General features: G+C 37.5%; 16 protein-coding genes, 2 pseudogenes and 1 riboswitch. Of the genes and pseudogenes, 10 read left to right on the forward strand and 8 right to left on the reverse strand.

The annotated features are described in order from the left end of the window. Positions 1-70: 70 nt before the first annotated feature. On the forward strand, positions 71-469 hold the full coding sequence (locus tag V6670_RS21455) for a hypothetical protein (protein ID WP_338652086.1): 399 nt from the start codon (positions 71-73) through the stop codon (positions 467-469). Positions 470-564: 95 nt separating this feature from the next. Beyond that, positions 565-671: riboswitch (SAM riboswitch) on the forward strand. 88 nt (positions 672-759) lie between these two features. Beyond that, positions 760-1,497, forward strand: a complete 738-nt coding sequence (locus tag V6670_RS21460) for a cyclase family protein (protein WP_036128730.1) — start codon at positions 760-762, stop codon at positions 1,495-1,497. Positions 1,498-1,539: 42 nt separating this feature from the next. Here the strand turns inward: V6670_RS21460 and V6670_RS21465 are convergent, their stop codons facing one another. Beyond that, positions 1,540-2,136, reverse strand: a complete 597-nt coding sequence (locus V6670_RS21465) for a DedA family protein (RefSeq protein WP_338652087.1) — start codon at positions 2,134-2,136, stop codon at positions 1,540-1,542. 100 nt (positions 2,137-2,236) lie between these two features. Beyond that, positions 2,237-3,009: pseudogene (locus V6670_RS21470) on the reverse strand (Cof-type HAD-IIB family hydrolase). A 335-nt stretch (positions 3,010-3,344) separates the two neighbouring features. Here V6670_RS21470 and V6670_RS21475 point away from each other — a divergent pair. The 3 genes from V6670_RS21475 to V6670_RS21485 all read left to right on the forward strand — a co-directional run bounded on the left by V6670_RS21475 (position 3,345) and on the right by V6670_RS21485 (position 5,964). Next, positions 3,345-4,028 carry a DUF2225 domain-containing protein gene (locus V6670_RS21475; protein ID WP_036128736.1) on the forward strand — a complete coding sequence of 228 codons (684 nt, stop codon included), beginning with the start codon at positions 3,345-3,347 and terminating at the stop codon, positions 4,026-4,028. After that, positions 4,012-4,404 (forward strand): hypothetical protein, encoded by a 393-nt coding sequence (locus tag V6670_RS21480; RefSeq protein WP_338652088.1) that lies wholly within the window; start codon positions 4,012-4,014, stop codon positions 4,402-4,404. The genes V6670_RS21475 and V6670_RS21480 overlap by 17 nt, the downstream gene beginning before the upstream one ends. Before the next feature lie 141 nt (positions 4,405-4,545). Next, positions 4,546-5,964, forward strand: a complete 1,419-nt coding sequence (locus tag V6670_RS21485) for an erythromycin esterase family protein (protein WP_338652089.1) — start codon at positions 4,546-4,548, stop codon at positions 5,962-5,964. Between the two features lie 49 nt (positions 5,965-6,013). Here V6670_RS21485 and V6670_RS21490 read toward each other — a convergent pair whose 3' ends face one another. The 3 genes from V6670_RS21490 to V6670_RS21500 form a co-directional block, all read right to left on the reverse strand. Next, positions 6,014-7,189 (reverse strand): DUF4272 domain-containing protein, encoded by a 1,176-nt coding sequence (locus V6670_RS21490; RefSeq protein WP_338652090.1) that lies wholly within the window; start codon positions 7,187-7,189, stop codon positions 6,014-6,016. 1 nt (position 7,190) lies between these two features. Then, positions 7,191-8,492, reverse strand: a complete 1,302-nt coding sequence (locus V6670_RS21495) for an SMI1/KNR4 family protein (protein WP_338652091.1) — start codon at positions 8,490-8,492, stop codon at positions 7,191-7,193. 184 nt (positions 8,493-8,676) lie between these two features. Next, positions 8,677-9,507: a MerR family transcriptional regulator gene (locus V6670_RS21500; protein WP_338652092.1), complete on the reverse strand. Its 831-nt coding sequence runs from the start codon at positions 9,505-9,507 to the stop codon at positions 8,677-8,679. A gap of 86 nt (positions 9,508-9,593) precedes the next feature. On the opposite strand from V6670_RS21500, the gene V6670_RS21505 reads away from it, so the two are divergent. Both V6670_RS21505 and V6670_RS21510 read left to right on the forward strand, forming a co-directional pair. After that, positions 9,594-10,061, forward strand: coding sequence for a GNAT family N-acetyltransferase (locus tag V6670_RS21505; RefSeq protein WP_338652093.1), 468 nt, complete (start codon positions 9,594-9,596; stop codon positions 10,059-10,061). Further along, entirely contained in the window at positions 10,048-11,391 is a 1,344-nt protein-coding gene (locus tag V6670_RS21510; protein WP_338652094.1) for an MATE family efflux transporter, read from the forward strand. Before V6670_RS21505 ends, V6670_RS21510 begins: the two co-directional genes overlap by 14 nt. A 30-nt stretch (positions 11,392-11,421) precedes the next feature. Here the strand turns inward: V6670_RS21510 and V6670_RS21515 are convergent. Further along, positions 11,422-11,944 (reverse strand): annotated as a pseudogene (locus tag V6670_RS21515) (GNAT family protein). 73 nt (positions 11,945-12,017) lie between these two features. Continuing rightward, complete coding sequence (locus tag V6670_RS21520; RefSeq protein WP_058845249.1) at positions 12,018-13,061, reverse strand: AI-2E family transporter; 1,044 nt, start codon at positions 13,059-13,061, stop codon at positions 12,018-12,020. A 442-nt stretch (positions 13,062-13,503) separates the two neighbouring features. On the opposite strand from V6670_RS21520, the gene V6670_RS21525 reads away from it, so the two are divergent. Next, positions 13,504-13,893 (forward strand): RidA family protein, encoded by a 390-nt coding sequence (locus V6670_RS21525; protein WP_338652095.1) that lies wholly within the window; start codon positions 13,504-13,506, stop codon positions 13,891-13,893. A 114-nt stretch (positions 13,894-14,007) separates the two neighbouring features. Here the strand turns inward: V6670_RS21525 and V6670_RS21530 are convergent, their stop codons facing one another. Next, positions 14,008-14,589: a TetR/AcrR family transcriptional regulator gene (locus V6670_RS21530; RefSeq protein ID WP_338652096.1), complete on the reverse strand. Its 582-nt coding sequence runs from the start codon at positions 14,587-14,589 to the stop codon at positions 14,008-14,010. Positions 14,590-14,811: 222 nt separating this feature from the next. On the opposite strand from V6670_RS21530, the gene V6670_RS21535 reads away from it, so the two are divergent. Continuing rightward, positions 14,812-16,047 (forward strand): MFS transporter, encoded by a 1,236-nt coding sequence (locus V6670_RS21535; RefSeq protein WP_338652097.1) that lies wholly within the window; start codon positions 14,812-14,814, stop codon positions 16,045-16,047. Positions 16,048-16,069: 22 nt separating this feature from the next. After that, positions 16,070-17,143 (forward strand): LLM class flavin-dependent oxidoreductase, encoded by a 1,074-nt coding sequence (locus V6670_RS21540; RefSeq protein WP_338652098.1) that lies wholly within the window; start codon positions 16,070-16,072, stop codon positions 17,141-17,143. Positions 17,144-17,166: the final 23 nt, after the last annotated feature.

Raw genomic sequence — 17,166 nt, forward strand, 5'->3', positions numbered from 1 at the left:
TGCAAAATAACACCTAAAGACGTCTAGCTACATAAGATAAGATATCAGCTATAGGATAGGAGGAATTACATTGTATTACAATCCTTATCCGTACTTTGTTCATCCTTATCATTACCCAACGTCGCCACTTGCCCAGCAGCTTGCCGTTAGACCTATTCCTCAACATTTAGCAATGCCGAACACTAACCCCTTTCCACCTGTCGACACACATAAATTAAAAATTTCAGCTACACGGATAAAGGCGATAATGCAACAGGCTCAATTGCTTACGGATAAAATTGATAGCTCCCAACAATTTGCACATGATCTAATGAATGCTGCACAGCTTTCAAATAAAACAGAGGTTGATAAATTAATCACATCAACAGGCATTACGATGAAATTTGATGCAAATTATACACCAGACAATTTCAGAATACGTCTTATGGATAATGGTTGTTGTGGCATAACCATAAATTTAAGTTGGTAAAAAAATTTACCCTTATATCTCTATCGAACTTGTAAACTATAAAATTCTATGCTAAAGTGTTTTTATTATTATTTCTGAAAATTCTTATATCACTTTTCTTATCGAGAGAGACGGAGGGATTGGCCCGATGAAGTCTCAGCAACCAGCTCAACAGTATGGTGCTAATTCCAATTGGCAAAATTTTAAGCCTTAAAGATGAGAAGAAGAACTACCGTTGCTTATTTTGGAGTCCTCTTCTAAGGGGACTCTTTTTTATTTTCTACTAATTTTAACAGAAAGCAGTGAAATCAATGTCAAACCAACTTTTACAAGCATTACAATTATTAAAATCAAAACAATGGGTTGATTTAACACATACATTCGGCCCTAATTCCCCACATTTTTTTATGTTTGAAGATGCTAAATTTGAAACATTATTCTCTCATGATGACGGGTTCTTCGCACAACAATTCACGTTCCCAGGACAATATGGCACACATATCGACCCACCCATTCATTTTGTGCGAGACTCCCGCTATCTAGAAGAATTAGAACTAAAAGAACTAGTTCTTCCTCTTGTCGTCATTGATAAATCACGAGAAGCTGCTAGCAATCATGACTTCTCGCTAAGTGTGCAAGATATTTTTGATTTTGAAGCACAACATGGAGTAATTGAAGCAGGTACCTTTGTAGCGCTACGTACGGATTGGAGTAAGCGCTGGCCAGATAAAGAGGCATTTAGTAACCAAGATATGGATGGACATAACCATATACCAGGCTGGGGCTTAGAGGCTTTACAATTTTTATTGAAGGAACGTCAAATAAGTGCACTTGGCCATGAAACATTTGATACTGATTCAGCCGCTGATTTTCACAAAAATGGTAAGCTAGATGGCGAATACTTCGTGCTTGAACAAAACATCTATCAAATTGAGTTGATGACTAACTTGGACAAGCTACCTGCGAAGGGGGCAATTATCTTCAATATCGTCCCTAAGCCTGAAAAGGCATCTGGATTCCCTGTACGCTCATTTGCTATTTTGCCATAACACAAAGGTCTGTACGATTCATGTGTTGAATCATACAGACCTTTATTTTCGTATATTTCTTTTTTTGAATAGATAGTAAACGATGAGCATTACGAGGCCAAACAATAGGATGAGATAAATACTATAATGGGATAAATAATAACCAACAAACCGCCACTTCTCCCCAAGCATCCTCCCTAACGTTATAAATGTGAAAGTCCAGATAAATGCCCCTGTATAGGCAAAAAAAGCAAACTTTCTATATGGATAATTATTAATTGCCGCAATATAGGCTGTCAGATGCCGTACACCAGGTATAAAATAGCCTATTAATAATAAAGTTGGCCCAATTTTAGTAAACAGTTGTTTTGTAAAATCAATTTTTTGCTCCGTAATATGAATTTTGGGTCCATATTTCTGCAATAATGGTAAGCCAAAACGATAGCCGATATAGTAGCTTAAGGTAATACCGCCAACTGCACCAATCATTGCACTTACTAAAGCGGGAATGTGTTCAAGGCTTTCTATATAAACACTGTAGCCAACATATGTTAGAAAGACTTCATCAGGAAGTGGCAACCCAACAACGCCTCCAATTAGGATCACGATAATACCCAAATACCCGTAATGTTCAATTAGAGATTGCACATGATGTGCCATATAACATCCCACCCAAAATTTATTAAAACTCATTGATTAACAAGTTCCTTCAATATATCTAAGAGAACCTGAAGCATCGACTTTAAGACCTTCAGCAGCTTTATATCATTTGAAACTGCCGTAAAGCAAAGTCAATACCACCTTCAGTGGAACTCTTTGTAACAAAATTCGCAACCGCTTTTAGAGCTGCGCTACCATTTCCCATAGCAATACCTAGTCCTACATGCTCTAACATATCAATATCATTATTCCCATCTCCAAAAGCAATAGCATTCTCAGGACCAATGTTAAAATGGTCTAGTACCGCTTTAACAGCTATAGATTTGGCAACATCCTGCTGTAATACATTCACAATATAAGGATGCCATCGCTGCCAAAATATATGCGGAAATTGGCTAGCATATCTTTTTTCAGCCTCCTCATCTGCATATAGACACATGAGAAAAACTTCTTCATCCACAATTTTTTCATTCACAACCGGAAAATCTCGTAAAGATAGAGTTGCCTGCATCGCATTGAAAGCAGCTGGATGCTGGATGCCATTCATCGATAGTTGCTCTGTAAAAAATGTGAGGCTATGCTGCTGTTCACGAGCAAAAGCTTGTACATTTTGAACAATATCTTTAGCAATAGGTGTTTTATGTATGATTAAATCCTTGTGTTTCACATATGCCCCATTTGCTGTTATAAAGGTTTCAATTCCCAGCGCTTGTATCTCCTGACACATCGATAAAGGTCTTCCTGTAGCTGCTCAAGGTGAATTCCTCTCTCCTGCAAAAGTTGAATGGCCTGCTTTGTGCTTTCTTCCACACAGCCATCCTCGTAATTAATCAGTGTTCCATCCACATCAAAAAATATGATATTATAATTCATCTTAAGCCCCTTTATAAAACAGTACTTTAGAATCACAAACATTTAATTCATTCCTTATACTCAATGAAAAGTATGAAAGTATTTTGACAAACTTTCAGCAAACTCTATAACTTACATTAACAGCACCGATAAATACTATTACAAGCATAGATTTAATGACAATTAACTATAAAATAGATGAATATTTTTATTTTAATAATTCTAAAGGAGTATACCAAAGAACACAGAATTGTTAAAATAAAAGATATCCACTTAAACACATTGAACGATAAGCATTTACGTATAAATAGAGCAAAAGAAACAAAATTTTAGAGCCTGCAAAGGAGTTGATTCTTATGGCATTTAACATTTACTACTATGAAAGTAGTGTAGATTGTAAATTTTGCAAAAAGCATTTTACAACTTATAAAGTACGCCCTAATCGATATAAAATCATCGAGGAGCAAACAGATTTCATGCCTGTTTATGATGGCTTAAATCCTTTGCTGTATGAGGTTGCTGTTTGTCCCCATTGCGGCTATGCCTACCATAAGTCTATGACACGGACATATGGACCTTTCATGCAGCTCATTGATGAAATTTACATTAAAGAGCTCCAGAAGCCGATGGATATTTGTCAGGAACGTACAATCGATGATGCCATTGTCAGTTTTAAGCTTGCTTATTTGGTATCACGTGCTTCCATGGAGGAATCCCTTTTAATGGCGAATTTCGCCTTGAAAATTGCTTGGCTTTATCGTTTAAAAACCGATGAGGAATCCGAAAAGCGTTACCTTTTTGCAGCTAGAGACTTTTATAGTAAATCCTTTGCATCCAATCAGGAGGGTGGAGAAAGAATCCAGTTTTTACATGCTGAATTAAGCCTTCGACTCGGTGATATTGTAGAAGCTAAAAAAGGATTCTCACGCTTAATTGCCGATCGAAATGTATCACCAAAATATCGAAAGCTTGCGCGTAATCGTTGGGAAAATTATAAATATGACGAACAACCTATAACAGTTAATGAAATCATTAATTGATTTGACGAGGAGAGGACTAGTTATGTTGCTATTCCATAAAAGAATTGATGTGAGAGAAGAGGATATATTTTCAGAGTTACATCATTTTTTATTAAGAAAAAATAATCGCTACTTAACAAACGATGAGATAGTCGCTTTAACAGGAGTGTCACCCGAGCTCCTCTATAAATGGGTAAAAGCAGGAAAGTTAAAAAAATCCATTTTCCCTAATTTAGGAGCACCTTGTGAACGTTGTGGACAAATTACACAAGCTAAAATTTGTGTGAGCTGCTCCTCCTCCATTGTTGGTACATTAAAGCAAGAAGAAAAAGATCGTGCATGGTTCAATCAAATTCAACGTAACCATGTTAGAGCAAGCACCTATCACTATAAATAATGATAAACATCTCTACTTTACAAACAGGGATGTTTTTTGCCAATATAGTCAAATTTAAACAAAATTTAAACAAACTCTTCCTAAGCTTTAAACTTCGCTCCTTATAATAAGTATCAATATAAGGAGAAGGGCTGATTATTAATGAAAAAAGATAGGAAACGTAAGGTTTTATTAAGTATTGCACTGACAAGTTTAATGGCACTAAACGGAGTAACTAGTGTCTCTGCGGCGGTCACTGCAAATGAAGAACAGCTCAATATTGAACTTAATTCAACAGTCAAACAGGTTAGGTCTTCTAATGAAACGTTATTAGATTGGAAAAAATGGGTGAACGATCATGCCTATAGCCTATCCTCCATTCAACCTGAAACATTTAATGGACAAAAAATTCCATCTAGTGAATTTGAGGATTTAGAGATGCTAAAGCCATTATTACATGATAAGCGCATTGTCTTTTTAGGAGAGAGCTCTCATGGTGTTGCACAATTTAATCTAGCTAAAACACGTTTAATACAATTTTTACATCAAGAAATGGGCTATAATGTTCTCGCTTTTGAAAGTGGTATGGGGAATGTGATGAACGCCCAAGGAAAAATTGACAAACAAGCGGCACTACAAACAATGAAGGATGGTATTTTCGGTGTATGGTGGACAAATGAAACCCTTCCTCTGTTTGAATACGCCAAAACAACTTATACAACAAAGCAACCCCTTGTTCTCACGGGCTTTGATATTCAACAGCAAGGGGCATTTACGAATGGAGATTGGCTGCACAATCCTCAATTAGCTCAACAATTCAGTGAAGCAGAGAAACAACTCGCTGAATGGAGCTCAGGAAAAGATTTAAAGGGCTATCAAAAAGAAAAGGCAACAATTATAAATGTGTATAAACAAGTAAAGGCACAAGTACAGTTAAAAGAAAAAGAGTTGCATGCAGCATATCCAAATGAACCCCACATTGTGAAACTGATGGAGCGTACTTTAGCAGATCGTATTCGTTTAGCAAATGAATATGTTGAACTAACTATTCAGGCCAATATTGACCTTGAACAAAATAATATAGAGTCATTTTTACAAACAATGGAATGGCGAGATCAGGCAATGGGTGAAAACTTACTTTGGTTAGCTGAAAAGGTTTATCCAACAGAAAAGTTTATCGTGTGGGCACATAATGACCATATTCGTAAAGCACAATCGGATGTAATGGGTTCCCCTTATCCAGTCAAATTAATGGGCGAACGTTTACCAGACATCTACAAGAAATATAGCTACGTACTAGGTCTATACATGGGAAGTGGCGAGACAGCAAATAATATGGGTGAACCGATGGCTGTTTTACCACCTATCAAGGGATCTATTGAGGATATTCTGTCTACAAAAAATAAACCATATACATTCATCGATATGCGCAATCGTCAAAATGAACGAGGCAACTCATGGATGTTTGAGCCTCGCATAGGCTATAGCTGGGGCGTCATGCAGGAAAGCTTTGTTCCACGCGATCAATACGATGGTATTCTCTTGATCGATAAAGTAAGTAAACCGAATTATGTAAAATAACCTCTCTTATAAAACAATCGCAAACTAGATTCCCTAGTTTGCGATTACTTTATGTATCCATGGATATCGTATCCCATTCTTCGTCTTGATACCCAATCATCCAAAATAAGCCTCTGCGCCTTTCCATCACAACACTTTCATTTAACGCTAAAGGAGCTGTCTGTCCATTAATTCGACTATCTACACAAGCCCAATGCAATCTATAAATTTTATCAGCCTCGTCTAAAATTTCTTCCTTACTGCGCATAATTGTTTGTTGGTAAAACTGTTCAAACGTTTCACAGCTTGAAACAGCTTGAATCGCATATTCACAATCACAAACATCTTCCGGAAAATCTAACTCTTCCACCATACCTAATGCCCAAATGAGTGTCCAATAAGCTTCATATTGCCATGAAATATTGACAGCCTCTTGCGTACTAGGATGCTGCGCTCCCAGAAAGAGCCTTTCTTGCTCCGTTAAGAATGGTTGTACTTTATATTTATGTAGCATATCGGTAAAGAATTCCCTAGACCCTTCAATATCACCATTTTGTGCTACGTCACAGGCGAATTGAATAACAATCAATAGGGCAACTGCTCTTCTTGCGATATCCTCTTGACTTTTAAAATGGAGATTTTCTAATGGTGATAGCTGAGGAAGAGAAGCAGCGTAAGGAATCTCTCGTTCTGTTAAAAAAGCGATCGTTTTATTTTTTCGCACTTTTCCCTGTGCTGATGCTACCTCATGCGTATTTATTTTTCTTGTACAAGCATGGGGTCTAAAGTCAGATGGACCCGATTCCCCGTTAGGATAAACAATCACGCTACCGTTTTGATCCAGCAAAGTACCGTCTGGTAGAAAACCAATACCGCCTATCCTTGTTAGTAGTCTTGTAAATAGCTGCATATGCTCGTCTGTCATAGCTCTATCCATCTCGATTGCAATGACTGTATTGAGCACAGCTATTTGAATCATTACTCGTTCTTTTAGCTGTTCATCTTTAAAAGGAATAGTATCGTAATAGCCCATCATCCCAGGGATATTTTTTGCAAAATAATCAAGGTTCATATCTTCAGTTAAAATGTTCATCGAGCATCTATATTTTTTAAAAAGCCCTTTAGATTTCAATAAATATCCGCTATCTTGTTTTTCAATAGCAAAGCCTTTGGCAAATACGTCGGCTATTTTAGCATGCATATCATCTAGATCATTTTTGGAAGCAAATATCGTAAAATAATTCAAACTACTCTCTCCTTTGTAACATATAGCATTTCAGTATCCAATTTTCCAAACCATTCAGTACTTGGCTAAATAATTGTTTATTTTTTCGTAATACCTCATGTTCCATCCAATAAGCTAGCAAAGAGCGCCATTCTTCCTCATTTATCATTGTTGTTGGTGTGATTCCCTGCTGCATCATATAGCAAACAGCTCGGATAGCTGTCAGTCTCTCTACTTCACTGCCATCTAACCATTCAAATAGTGTCTCTGCACTTGGCTGTGATACTGCTAAAAGCGAGTCCCAGCCATCGATTGGAAATGCAACGTAGGGCTTCATCCATGTAATAATGTTTGGGTGCTGGAAATGGCGTAATCGATGTAATGCCGTATAGGCATCAATGTTATCTTTTTCAATATCCTGTAGGATAAGGGCCAGCCCTTCGTCTACTGGTAAACAATGTGCCGTTAAATAATCACATAGCCAGGCTGGAAGTTCAGCATTCCCTTGCCAAAGTTCCTTTACCCATCTTTCAGCCTCGTCAGCACACACCGTTACTAGAACTTCACCCCAAGCTTTTTGTTGTGCTGGAGTCTGTGCTTGTTCAACTCTTTGTTGAAGTGCCTCATATATCCTTACCCTATCAAATTGCCAAAAAGCCTCTTGAATACTTGTTTCTCTTACGCCATGCATGGAAACATAATGAAGTAAAGATTCTAAGCTTGATTTAGCCTGCTGTAAATTAGAGCTTAAATATTGTTCCAGCCACGTTAACCATATTTGTGACCTAGTCAGATTAACATCCAATCCCTCCCCACTACAAAATTGTCGATGCTGTCCGCAGTCTACACCAATACAGCCTAGAGTGGTCGCAGTGTCGACATACGCAGGAAAGCTTAAGGCAAGCAAATTAAATTCATCTTCTTCATGACTCCAATACCAAATCGATTCATCCTCAAGCTTGAGGAGAATGGCATCTCCGTTACCTGCCGTAAAAAATTGTAAGTATTGCTGTTCATGCAATTCATCATCCCCTCCAAAATAGGGGAAATCCAAATCATTTAAGCTCCAGCCAAAATCTCCAGAAGGCGTATCTAGCAATTCTGTAGGCAAGATAGCTTCGTCAGGGAGAGACCAATAAATAGTTACTTGCTGCGAGCAATTTTGTAAGAGATGACGGAACTCATTAGGGATTTGTACACCAAGTCGTGCCTCCACCTGCTGTAAATCATGCTCAGTAGCGACTGCTCGTATTTCAATCGGATGTACATAAGCTCCTTGCCACTTCAATCGCTTTATTAAATGTTGCCAACGCTCAATCCACATTGCAGCGCACCTCCACATAGGCTAAAATGATTTCTTTCGTCTTATTTTTATCGTCAGAAAATCATTTACTGATTAGGTACGTTTCCAACACAATAAAAAATGCTATTATTTTACTGATATATAAGCCTTCAAATATGCTAAATTACTTAACTCTATACGGTCTTTTTTAGTAAGTAACAGTGAATTATTTGACTTTCTTTACCTCCATCATAATTTTTGTCACATACTCTTCTTCTCGATTTTTTATAACAGCATCATAAACGTATTCCTCATAAACGTATTGACCAAGCTCATAGCCTTTTTCATGCATGACATTAAATAAACGTGTATAGGTCTCTCTAAGCTTCGCAGAGGGCCCAACATGATAACCAATAACGAATTCCCCCTCTATTGCTTTAAAGTAAGGATGACCTTCTCTTGGATTAGGCTGCTCAATATATAAATAGCTGTAATTATCGTAATTGCCTGCTAATACTTGCTCTCTCCTCGTAATCCCTCCGATTGGGTAACCTGTATCTAATTGAGAGCGATCTAATTCCTCGATAAAATCCGATACAGCCTTCACAAACTGCTCTTCAGTAGAATCTTCGATATTTTTACTTAGGTATAATGTATCTTCAGGAAAGTACTCAATCGTGATGTCATCAAAATGTAGATGTAGAGCTTCCTCAGTCGTTTTGATTTTGACATCAATAATATTTTCAATCATTTCGAGCTCTCGACGTTTCTTCGCAACAATTTCTTTTTGTTGATGCATCAATTCTAAAAAATTCTCTGGTGATTTCTCTGCCATATACTGCTGAATATCCTTCAAGGACATTCCAACTGCTTTTAATAACTCAATAACACTAAAAAAATCATATTGAGCCAGTGAATAATACCGATAATCTTTACTATCCTTCATGATGGGAGATAATAATCCAATTTGATCGTAATAAATGAGTGTTTGCTTATTAACCTTACAAATTTTAGCAAATTCTCCAGTTGTAAAATATTTTACATTTTTATTAAGCATTTTTTGAGCTTCCTCCCTTGACTATATAGTAACTATATACTTTAAATTGTACCTATTCACAATAAAAATAGAAAGGTTTTGACATTATGTTCACGGAGATTCGTGACATTACAGCTTTCAACAAGAAAGAAATTTTAGCTTTACGCATCGCAGACAATCAGCAACATTTTATTGAAACGACAGACCAATGCTTAGCAGAGGCAGAAATGGATCGGCGCTTTACTCCTTTAGGTCTGTATAAAGATAACACCGTTATAGGCTTCGCTATGTATGGATTATTCCCTCATGAAGATTACAGTCAACGCGTTTGGCTCGATCGCTATCTAATTGATGAACAATACCAAGGGCAAGGTTTAGGCAAACATTTTTTACAGCAACTTATTCGTTACTTAACAGTAAAGTTCAACTGTTCACAAATATATTTAAGTGTTTATGACAATAACGCAGTAGCTATTCAACTGTATAAACAATTTGGTTTTATATTTAATGGTGAACTAGACGACAAAGGGGAAAAAGTAATGGTGTTGGAGGTGCAAGGACATGACAACCATTAATCCTATTGAAACAAGACCACTGAAACCATTATTTCTTTCATACTTATTCCCCGCAATGATCGGTATGCTTTTGATGTCCGTCAATATTTTGGTAGATGGTATTTTCGTTAGTCATGGCGTGGGTCCTACAGCGTTAGCTGGGGTTAATATAACCGTTCCCATTTTCTCTATTTTGCTTTCTATTTCTCTATGGATTGGTATGGGAGGAGCTACGCTTTTCTCAATTTCTCTTGGAGAGGGCAATAGGCAACGAGCTCATCAGCTCTTTACATTAGCGTTTATAATGATGTTACTAGTCGTGCTAACGATTATTGGATTCCTTGCGTTCAATTTAAAAGATATTTCTTATATATTTGGGGCAAGCGATGATACGTATCCCTATGTACAGGAATACCTACATGTTATTTTACTGTTTGGCGTGTTTTACACAATAGAAAATCTACTAAGTATTTTTATTCGAAATGATGGTAACCCAAAGCTTGCTATGCTGGGCTTAATTACAACATCAGTATTGAATATACTCTTAAATTATATCTTTATCTTCGTACTAGATTATGGTGTTACTGGCTGTGCCTTAGCAACAGCAATCGCCACTATTATAGGTACGTCTGTACTTTGTCTTCATTTTTTCCGTCCACAATCTGAGTTAAAGTTTGTCTCTTCATTTTTTAATCTATCAGATCTCAGAAAAATATTTGCTATTGGGCTACCTAGCTTTATCGTTGAAGCTTCCGTAGCAGTTATCGTTATTTTGTATAATGTTACCTTCTTGCACTACTTAGGGGCAAATGGCGTAACAGCCTATGCAATGGTCAACTATATCCATACTGTGTTGTTAACGATTTTCCTTGGCATCGGTATGGCCCTACAACCATTAGTGAGCTATCACCATGGGGCGAGATTACTAGAACGATTAACATCATTATTAAAAATAGGGCTAGCTACTGCATTTATTTTAGGGTTAACGACGGCACTTATCGCAATGCTTTTCCCTTCTCAATTAATGGCATTATTTGGAGATAGCTCCTTTGAAATTCGTAGTTTGGCAGCACAAGGCTTTGTTCACTTTGCCATTGGCTATGTATTTTTAGGAATCAATATGGTGTTCGCAGAATTTTTTCAATCCATTGAAAAAATTCGTATTGCCACAACCATTATGTTACTACGTAGTATTATTTTATTTATCCCTACCCTCATCGTACTACCCAAACTACTTGGCTCTCAGGCCATTTGGTGGACCTTCCCGGTAGCAGAGGGCATTACAGCATTGCTCATTTACTTGTATATTAAAAAAAATCCAAGAACCATTTCCTCTCTAAAAAATGCTTAAATAGAAAGGGGCCTCATCACGGCCCCTTTCTTACTTTTTATTCAAATATTCATCACGCAACATACTCATAATAATCCCATCCGAAAATGTATTGTTCATAAACAAAGCCTGTTTTAAAATAACTTCTGTATTTGAAACCGACCTTCTCATAAGATTTAATGGCTCTACTATTATGGAAATACACTTGTAATTCTAAGCGGTTCAGGTTTAGCTCCTCAAATATAAATTTTTGAGTAAGTTGTACGGCTTCAGAGCCATATCCTCTACCGCACTCCTCGATACTATGTAAGGCTATACGAAACATTGCTTTTTTATTAGTTAAGTCGATCTCCATAATCGCCAATTACTTGATCGTTGTCAATTGAACAAATAGCAAAATCATAGCGCGAGGTATCTTCTTTAAAACGTTGAATCGCCTCTTTAATTTGTTCTTTTGTAAATATGTTACGCGTTCCTGTCATATACATGATTTCTTCATTTGAAAGCACCTTGCAATACGATCGATATCATCCTCACGAATGGCTCTTAAATAGACTCTTTGACCTTTTATCATGATAGACTCCTCTTTCACATGAAATAAGGAACCATCTTGTACGTAGATGATTCCTTTGTCAAAACTATTCCATTTACTTTTCATTGGGTATTGGTACTGATTTCTTTACAGGCTCTTCCGAGGAGGTTACACCTAGAATATCGAGCAGGAACATAAACAGCGGAATACCAATGATTAATCCCCATACACCAAGGAAATGCTCTGAGAAGAGAATGACCATAAACGTATAGAAAATCGGTAAATCCGTCTTTGCGGACATCAGCTTTGGATTTAAGAAATAAGCTTCAATGGCATGTAATACCATGACAATGACTAAAATATAGACAATGTACATTAAGCCACCAATACTATATGCGATAATACTTAGTGGAATTAGTGAAATAATAACTCCTGCGACTGGCACTAAACCTAAAATAAAGAGCATAATCCCAAGAGCAATCAGATGTGGAAAGCCCATAATAGAAAGGGCAATCACTGATAACACACAGTTGACAGCGGCAATAATAAATTGAGCCTCAATTACTTTACCAAATGAGCGGATGAAAATTCTTGAAAAATAATGAAGTTCATCGTAAAGCGGCCCAACTTTACTATCCTTAAACTTAGCTGTAAACTCAATAATGCGTTTCTTTTCCAACAAGATGAACAAGCTCAATATTAAGGAAATCAAAATTTGCATAATGATTTTACCAATATTCGTAATATTTTTAAGAGTTAAATCCACACCCTGCTCTAAATATTTTCCAAGTTCGATTTTCTCAAAAGTTGGCGCTAAATATCTGGCAATCTCATTGTCATCTGGATCGAGATTAAAGCTGGCAATAAGATCAAAAAGCTGGGTAATTTGCTGGGTCACAATCGGCAAATACTTGTAAATTACCGCAACAATACCTGCGACAAGTAAAAGGTACAATGTTACTGTAACAGCCTTTTCATTCATCGGTGTATATTTTCTTATGCTTTTCGTTGTCTTCGTAGTAAGCTGATTCATTAAATAGGTAATAATAAACGTCAGCAAAATTAAATTGATCATACTACGCATTAAATATAATGCAACTGCAATCCCAACTAGAAGAATAATACGTTTAAATCCATTACTCCGAAAGAAATTACTCATCTATTCACTCCTTCTACAAAACGGCCTCGCTGCCTCTGCTACCTAGGGCTACACTATCAACTAAACATAAGCAGTATAAAATTGATTTACAACAATACGCATCATTCTTATGTAAAAATTTCCCTCTCATTTAATGAGTATAGCCATCTACCTTCAAAATAAGACGAAATTCATGTTTCTTTAGAAGTGTCTGTATAAAACCTTAGGCGTGGGTGAAGTGAATTGTATGTCCTGTCAAATTAAAAAGTCAATACTTTTATCCTTTTTGAAAGCTTTATCAGCGTATAAGCCTAAATTCTATGAATCTATTATAACCCTATAAAACCAGCATATCCAATTTGAAAGTTCTTTTATAATGGTATTTGCATAGAACTTTTATCAGATGGGATATTATGCTATTTTGATTCCAGAAACAAATTAAAAATAGACAAGGACTGATTCTATGAAAATTGCGAGAAATCCTGAGCACATTCATCCACCTGTTGCTCCTTATGTACATCAAATTGAAGTCACTGGCCCCCATAGATGGTTAACCTTATCAGGTCAAATCGGCATGATGGTAAATGGGACTATCCCTGAAGATGCAGCAGCACAATTGAATGTAGCACTAGAAAATATTAAAAAAAATCTAGAGAGTGCCAATATGAAGGTTCAAGATCTGACGAAGCTCGTTTTCTATTTGGTAGGAGAAATGGATGCAAGTCAACGAAAGGAAATCATCCATAACTTTTTCGGGGGACATCTTCCATGCACAACATTGATATATGTAGTTGCACTTGCTACTCCTGCCTTAAAGGTTGAAATAGATGCATGGGCTTGTAAGGAATTATAAATCATCCTATGTTATATATAATCAAGATGTGCTGTAATTATGTATGTTTCTAGTACCCCTTTAACACTTCTAAAGGGGTACAGTTTCATCTACTTTTACATAGATCGTAAAATATTATTTAAGTAATGTGAGCGTCGTTGCGATTGCATTACTAACAAATGATTGTTGTGGCTGTGATTTCAGCATGACTGTTAATCCAATTAGTGCCACAATTAGTGCCTGTGCTAAAGACTTTGCATCCGTGCCAGCATCTAACTCGCCTGTTTGGATTCCTCGCTCTATTGTCTCCTGAAAAATGACGGCTAGATAAAGTTGATGCTCTCTCGTCAATATTTCGAATCTCTCGTCATGTGGGGCTAGTTCAACCATTGTATTAATGCAAAAACAGCCGTTACTAAGATCCTTTGTATATTCAGCAGCAATTACTTCTTCAAAAAAAAGAGAAAACGCCTGTTTCACAGAGGTTTGACGTTGAAGCTTAGCCCGTATTTCGGCTGCCCGAGACGTCGTATATCTACGAAGTGCTGCTTCGAATAGCTCCTTTTTGTCACCAAAGGTTGAATAAATACTAGGACGTTGAATGCCCATTCTAGCAGTGAGATCACTTAAAGAAGTAGCTTCATATCCCTTCTCCCAAAATAACTGCATGGCAGCCTCTAATACTTTTTCTTCATCAAATTCACGGGTTCTTGCCATAAAACATCCATCTCCTTTGTTTAAGGATTAATAAGCTGATCACTACGATTTTAAATACCAAACAGTATGTAATCATTGTATAATCAGCTATTTATATTGTCAATTTTCATTTTATTAATAAAAATTAATTTCAAAAAACACATTGACATAGCAAATAAAACTAAGATATATTTACCAATAATTATATTGTACCGAACGGTATGTTATAATGACAATTCAATTATGAACGGAGGATATAGTGTGGACAATGACCTGAAGCAAGAAAAAGATGCGTCTACTATCAATCAACAGTCTTCCATGTCTCGAGCTGTAACATTATTATTCGCAACAGCCTGTGGAATGTCTGTAGCCAATATTTATTTTGCACAGCCGCTGCTTGATCAATTGTCAAATGAGTTTGCTATTGATCACTCGATTATTGGTGTTGTTATTACCATCACACAAATCTTTTATGGATTAGGTTTACTACTCTTAGTACCACTAGGGGATTTACTCAATCAGCGCCGATTGATTATTGGACAGATGCTATTGTCCATAACAGCTTTGGTTATAGTAGGCACTGCCTCCTATAGCGCAGTACTTTTTACAGGTATGGCTTTGGTGGGTCTACTTGCAGTTGTGACGCAGACGCTTGTGGCATTTGCAGCTACTATGGCTTCCCCTACAGAACGAGGTCGTGTTGTTGGTATTGTTACGAGCGGTATCGTCATTGGCATACTGCTCGCTCGGACCTTCGCTGGTCTCTTAACTGATCTTGCAGGCTGGCGATCCGTTTATCTAGTCTCTGCCACTCTTATGCTTTTAATGGTTTGTATGTTTCTCAAAGTGTTACCTAAAGTGGAGCGTGAAGTAAAAGCGCTATCCTACCTTCAGCTAATTAGATCCGTATTTATGTTGTTCATTCAAGAAAGAACTTTACGTATCCGCTCGGTTCTAGCCATGCTAATTTTTGCTGATTTCAGTATTTTGTGGACGCCACTTGTTCTGCCACTTAGTGCGCCACCGTTAACTCTGTCACACAGTGTCATCGGTACTTTTGGTCTTGTTGGAGTGGCTGGTGCATTAGCTGCCGCACAGGCAGGGAAATTTGCTGACCGGGGTTATGGACAAAAAACAACAGGGATTGCTTTAGTGCTACTACTCATTTCATGGTTGTTTATTAATTATCTAGAACAGTCGTTATTGGCATTAGTTGTTGGTATTATCTTGCTGGATTTGGCCGTACAGGCAATTCATGTCACTAATCAGACGATGATTCTTCCATTGCGTGCAGAAGCGCGAAGTCGACTTACCGCTGGTTACATGGTGTTCTACTCCATCGGCAGCGCTGGCGGTTCAATCGCTTCTACACAGACATATGCACACTTTGGCTGGGAAGGGGTTTGCTTACTTGGAGCTTCTATCAGTACAATTGCCCTTCTTTTTTGGGTAATGACTAGACGATTCACAAAATATTGATTTAACTTAGGAGAGATAACAAATGGAAATAGGAATTACTTCTTTCGTAGAAACAAAACCAGATGTTCATAGTGGCGAGGTAATTAGTCATGCACAGCGTTTACGTGAAGTCGTGGAGGAAATCATTCTTGCAGATCAAGTAGGATTGGATGTGTTTGGCGTTGGCGAGCACCATCGAGAAGATTATGCTGCCTCCTCCCCAGCAATGGTGTTATCAGCTGCCGCTCCACAAACGAAAAAAATTCGATTAACAAGTGCCGTGACAGTTCTTTCTTCTGCCGATCCCGTACGTGTCTTTCAGGATTTTTCTACATTGGATGGACTATCGAATGGGCGCGCAGAGATTATGGCCGGTCGTGGTTCCTTTGTAGAATCCTTTCCCTTGTTTGGCTACAATTTAAATGATTATGATGAACTGTTTGAAGAACATTTGGATTTACTACTCAAAATCCGTCAGTCTGAGAAAGTAATTTGGGAAGGCAGACATCGCACAGCAATTAATAATTTAGGTGTATATCCAAGACCTGTCCAAAGTACTCTACCAATATGGGTGGCTAGTGGAGGAAACCAGCAATCTGCCATTCGTGCAGGGCTCTTAGGTTTACCTCTTATGTTAGCGATTATCGGGGGCAACCCAATGCACTTTGCATCAATTGTACAGCTATATAAAAAGGCTGCCGCTCATGCAGGTCATGATTTATCAAAACTTCAAGTGGGATCTCATTCCATCGGTTTTGTTGGTCCGAATACTAAATGGGCAGCAGATACATTTTTCCCATCAACAAAGGCTGGTATGAATAAATTGGGCAAAGAACGAGGGTGGCCTTATTATGATCGTTCTAGCTATGATGCTGCACGAAGCTTTGACGGGGCGTTATATGTCGGTGATCCAGATATAGTTGCTGAAAAAATCATTCATCTTCGTAAACACGTAGGGATTACACGTTTCATGCTATACGTGCCGTTAAGTTCTATGCCACATGATCAAGTTATGCAAGCGATAGAATTGCTCGGAACAAAGGTAGCTCCTCGTGTCCGTGAGGAAGTTGCTAAATGGGAGGCGGAAATGGCATTAGAAGGACATCCATTTCTTTAGGATTTCATTATATTTTAAGGGGG

The organism is Lysinibacillus sp. Y5S-8 (assembly GCF_036894365.1).
GTDB classification, from domain to species: domain Bacteria; phylum Bacillota; class Bacilli; order Bacillales_A; family Planococcaceae; genus Lysinibacillus; species Lysinibacillus fusiformis_D.

Excerpts from the sequence above, each read along its gene's own strand:
- V6670_RS21510 (WP_338652094.1), top strand. The coding sequence starts at position 10,048 with ATGACAACCATTAATCCTATTGAAACAAGACCACTGAAACCATTATTT.
- V6670_RS21465 (WP_338652087.1), bottom strand. The coding sequence starts at position 2,136 with ATGGCACATCATGTGCAATCTCTAATTGAACATTACGGGTATTTGGGT.
- V6670_RS21495 (WP_338652091.1), bottom strand. The coding sequence starts at position 8,492 with ATGTGGATTGAGCGTTGGCAACATTTAATAAAGCGATTGAAGTGGCAA.
- V6670_RS21480 (WP_338652088.1), top strand. The coding sequence starts at position 4,012 with ATGAAATCATTAATTGATTTGACGAGGAGAGGACTAGTTATGTTGCTA.
- V6670_RS21535 (WP_338652097.1), top strand. The coding sequence starts at position 14,812 with ATGAACGGAGGATATAGTGTGGACAATGACCTGAAGCAAGAAAAAGAT.
- V6670_RS21525 (WP_338652095.1), top strand. The coding sequence starts at position 13,504 with ATGAAAATTGCGAGAAATCCTGAGCACATTCATCCACCTGTTGCTCCT.
- V6670_RS21485 (WP_338652089.1), top strand. The coding sequence starts at position 4,546 with ATGAAAAAAGATAGGAAACGTAAGGTTTTATTAAGTATTGCACTGACA.
- V6670_RS21540 (WP_338652098.1), top strand. The coding sequence starts at position 16,070 with ATGGAAATAGGAATTACTTCTTTCGTAGAAACAAAACCAGATGTTCAT.
- V6670_RS21500 (WP_338652092.1), bottom strand. The coding sequence starts at position 9,507 with ATGCTTAATAAAAATGTAAAATATTTTACAACTGGAGAATTTGCTAAA.
- V6670_RS21520 (WP_058845249.1), bottom strand. The coding sequence starts at position 13,061 with ATGAGTAATTTCTTTCGGAGTAATGGATTTAAACGTATTATTCTTCTA.
- V6670_RS21475 (WP_036128736.1), top strand. The coding sequence starts at position 3,345 with ATGGCATTTAACATTTACTACTATGAAAGTAGTGTAGATTGTAAATTT.
- V6670_RS21460 (WP_036128730.1), top strand. The coding sequence starts at position 760 with ATGTCAAACCAACTTTTACAAGCATTACAATTATTAAAATCAAAACAA.
- V6670_RS21530 (WP_338652096.1), bottom strand. The coding sequence starts at position 14,589 with ATGGCAAGAACCCGTGAATTTGATGAAGAAAAAGTATTAGAGGCTGCC.
- V6670_RS21505 (WP_338652093.1), top strand. The coding sequence starts at position 9,594 with ATGTTCACGGAGATTCGTGACATTACAGCTTTCAACAAGAAAGAAATT.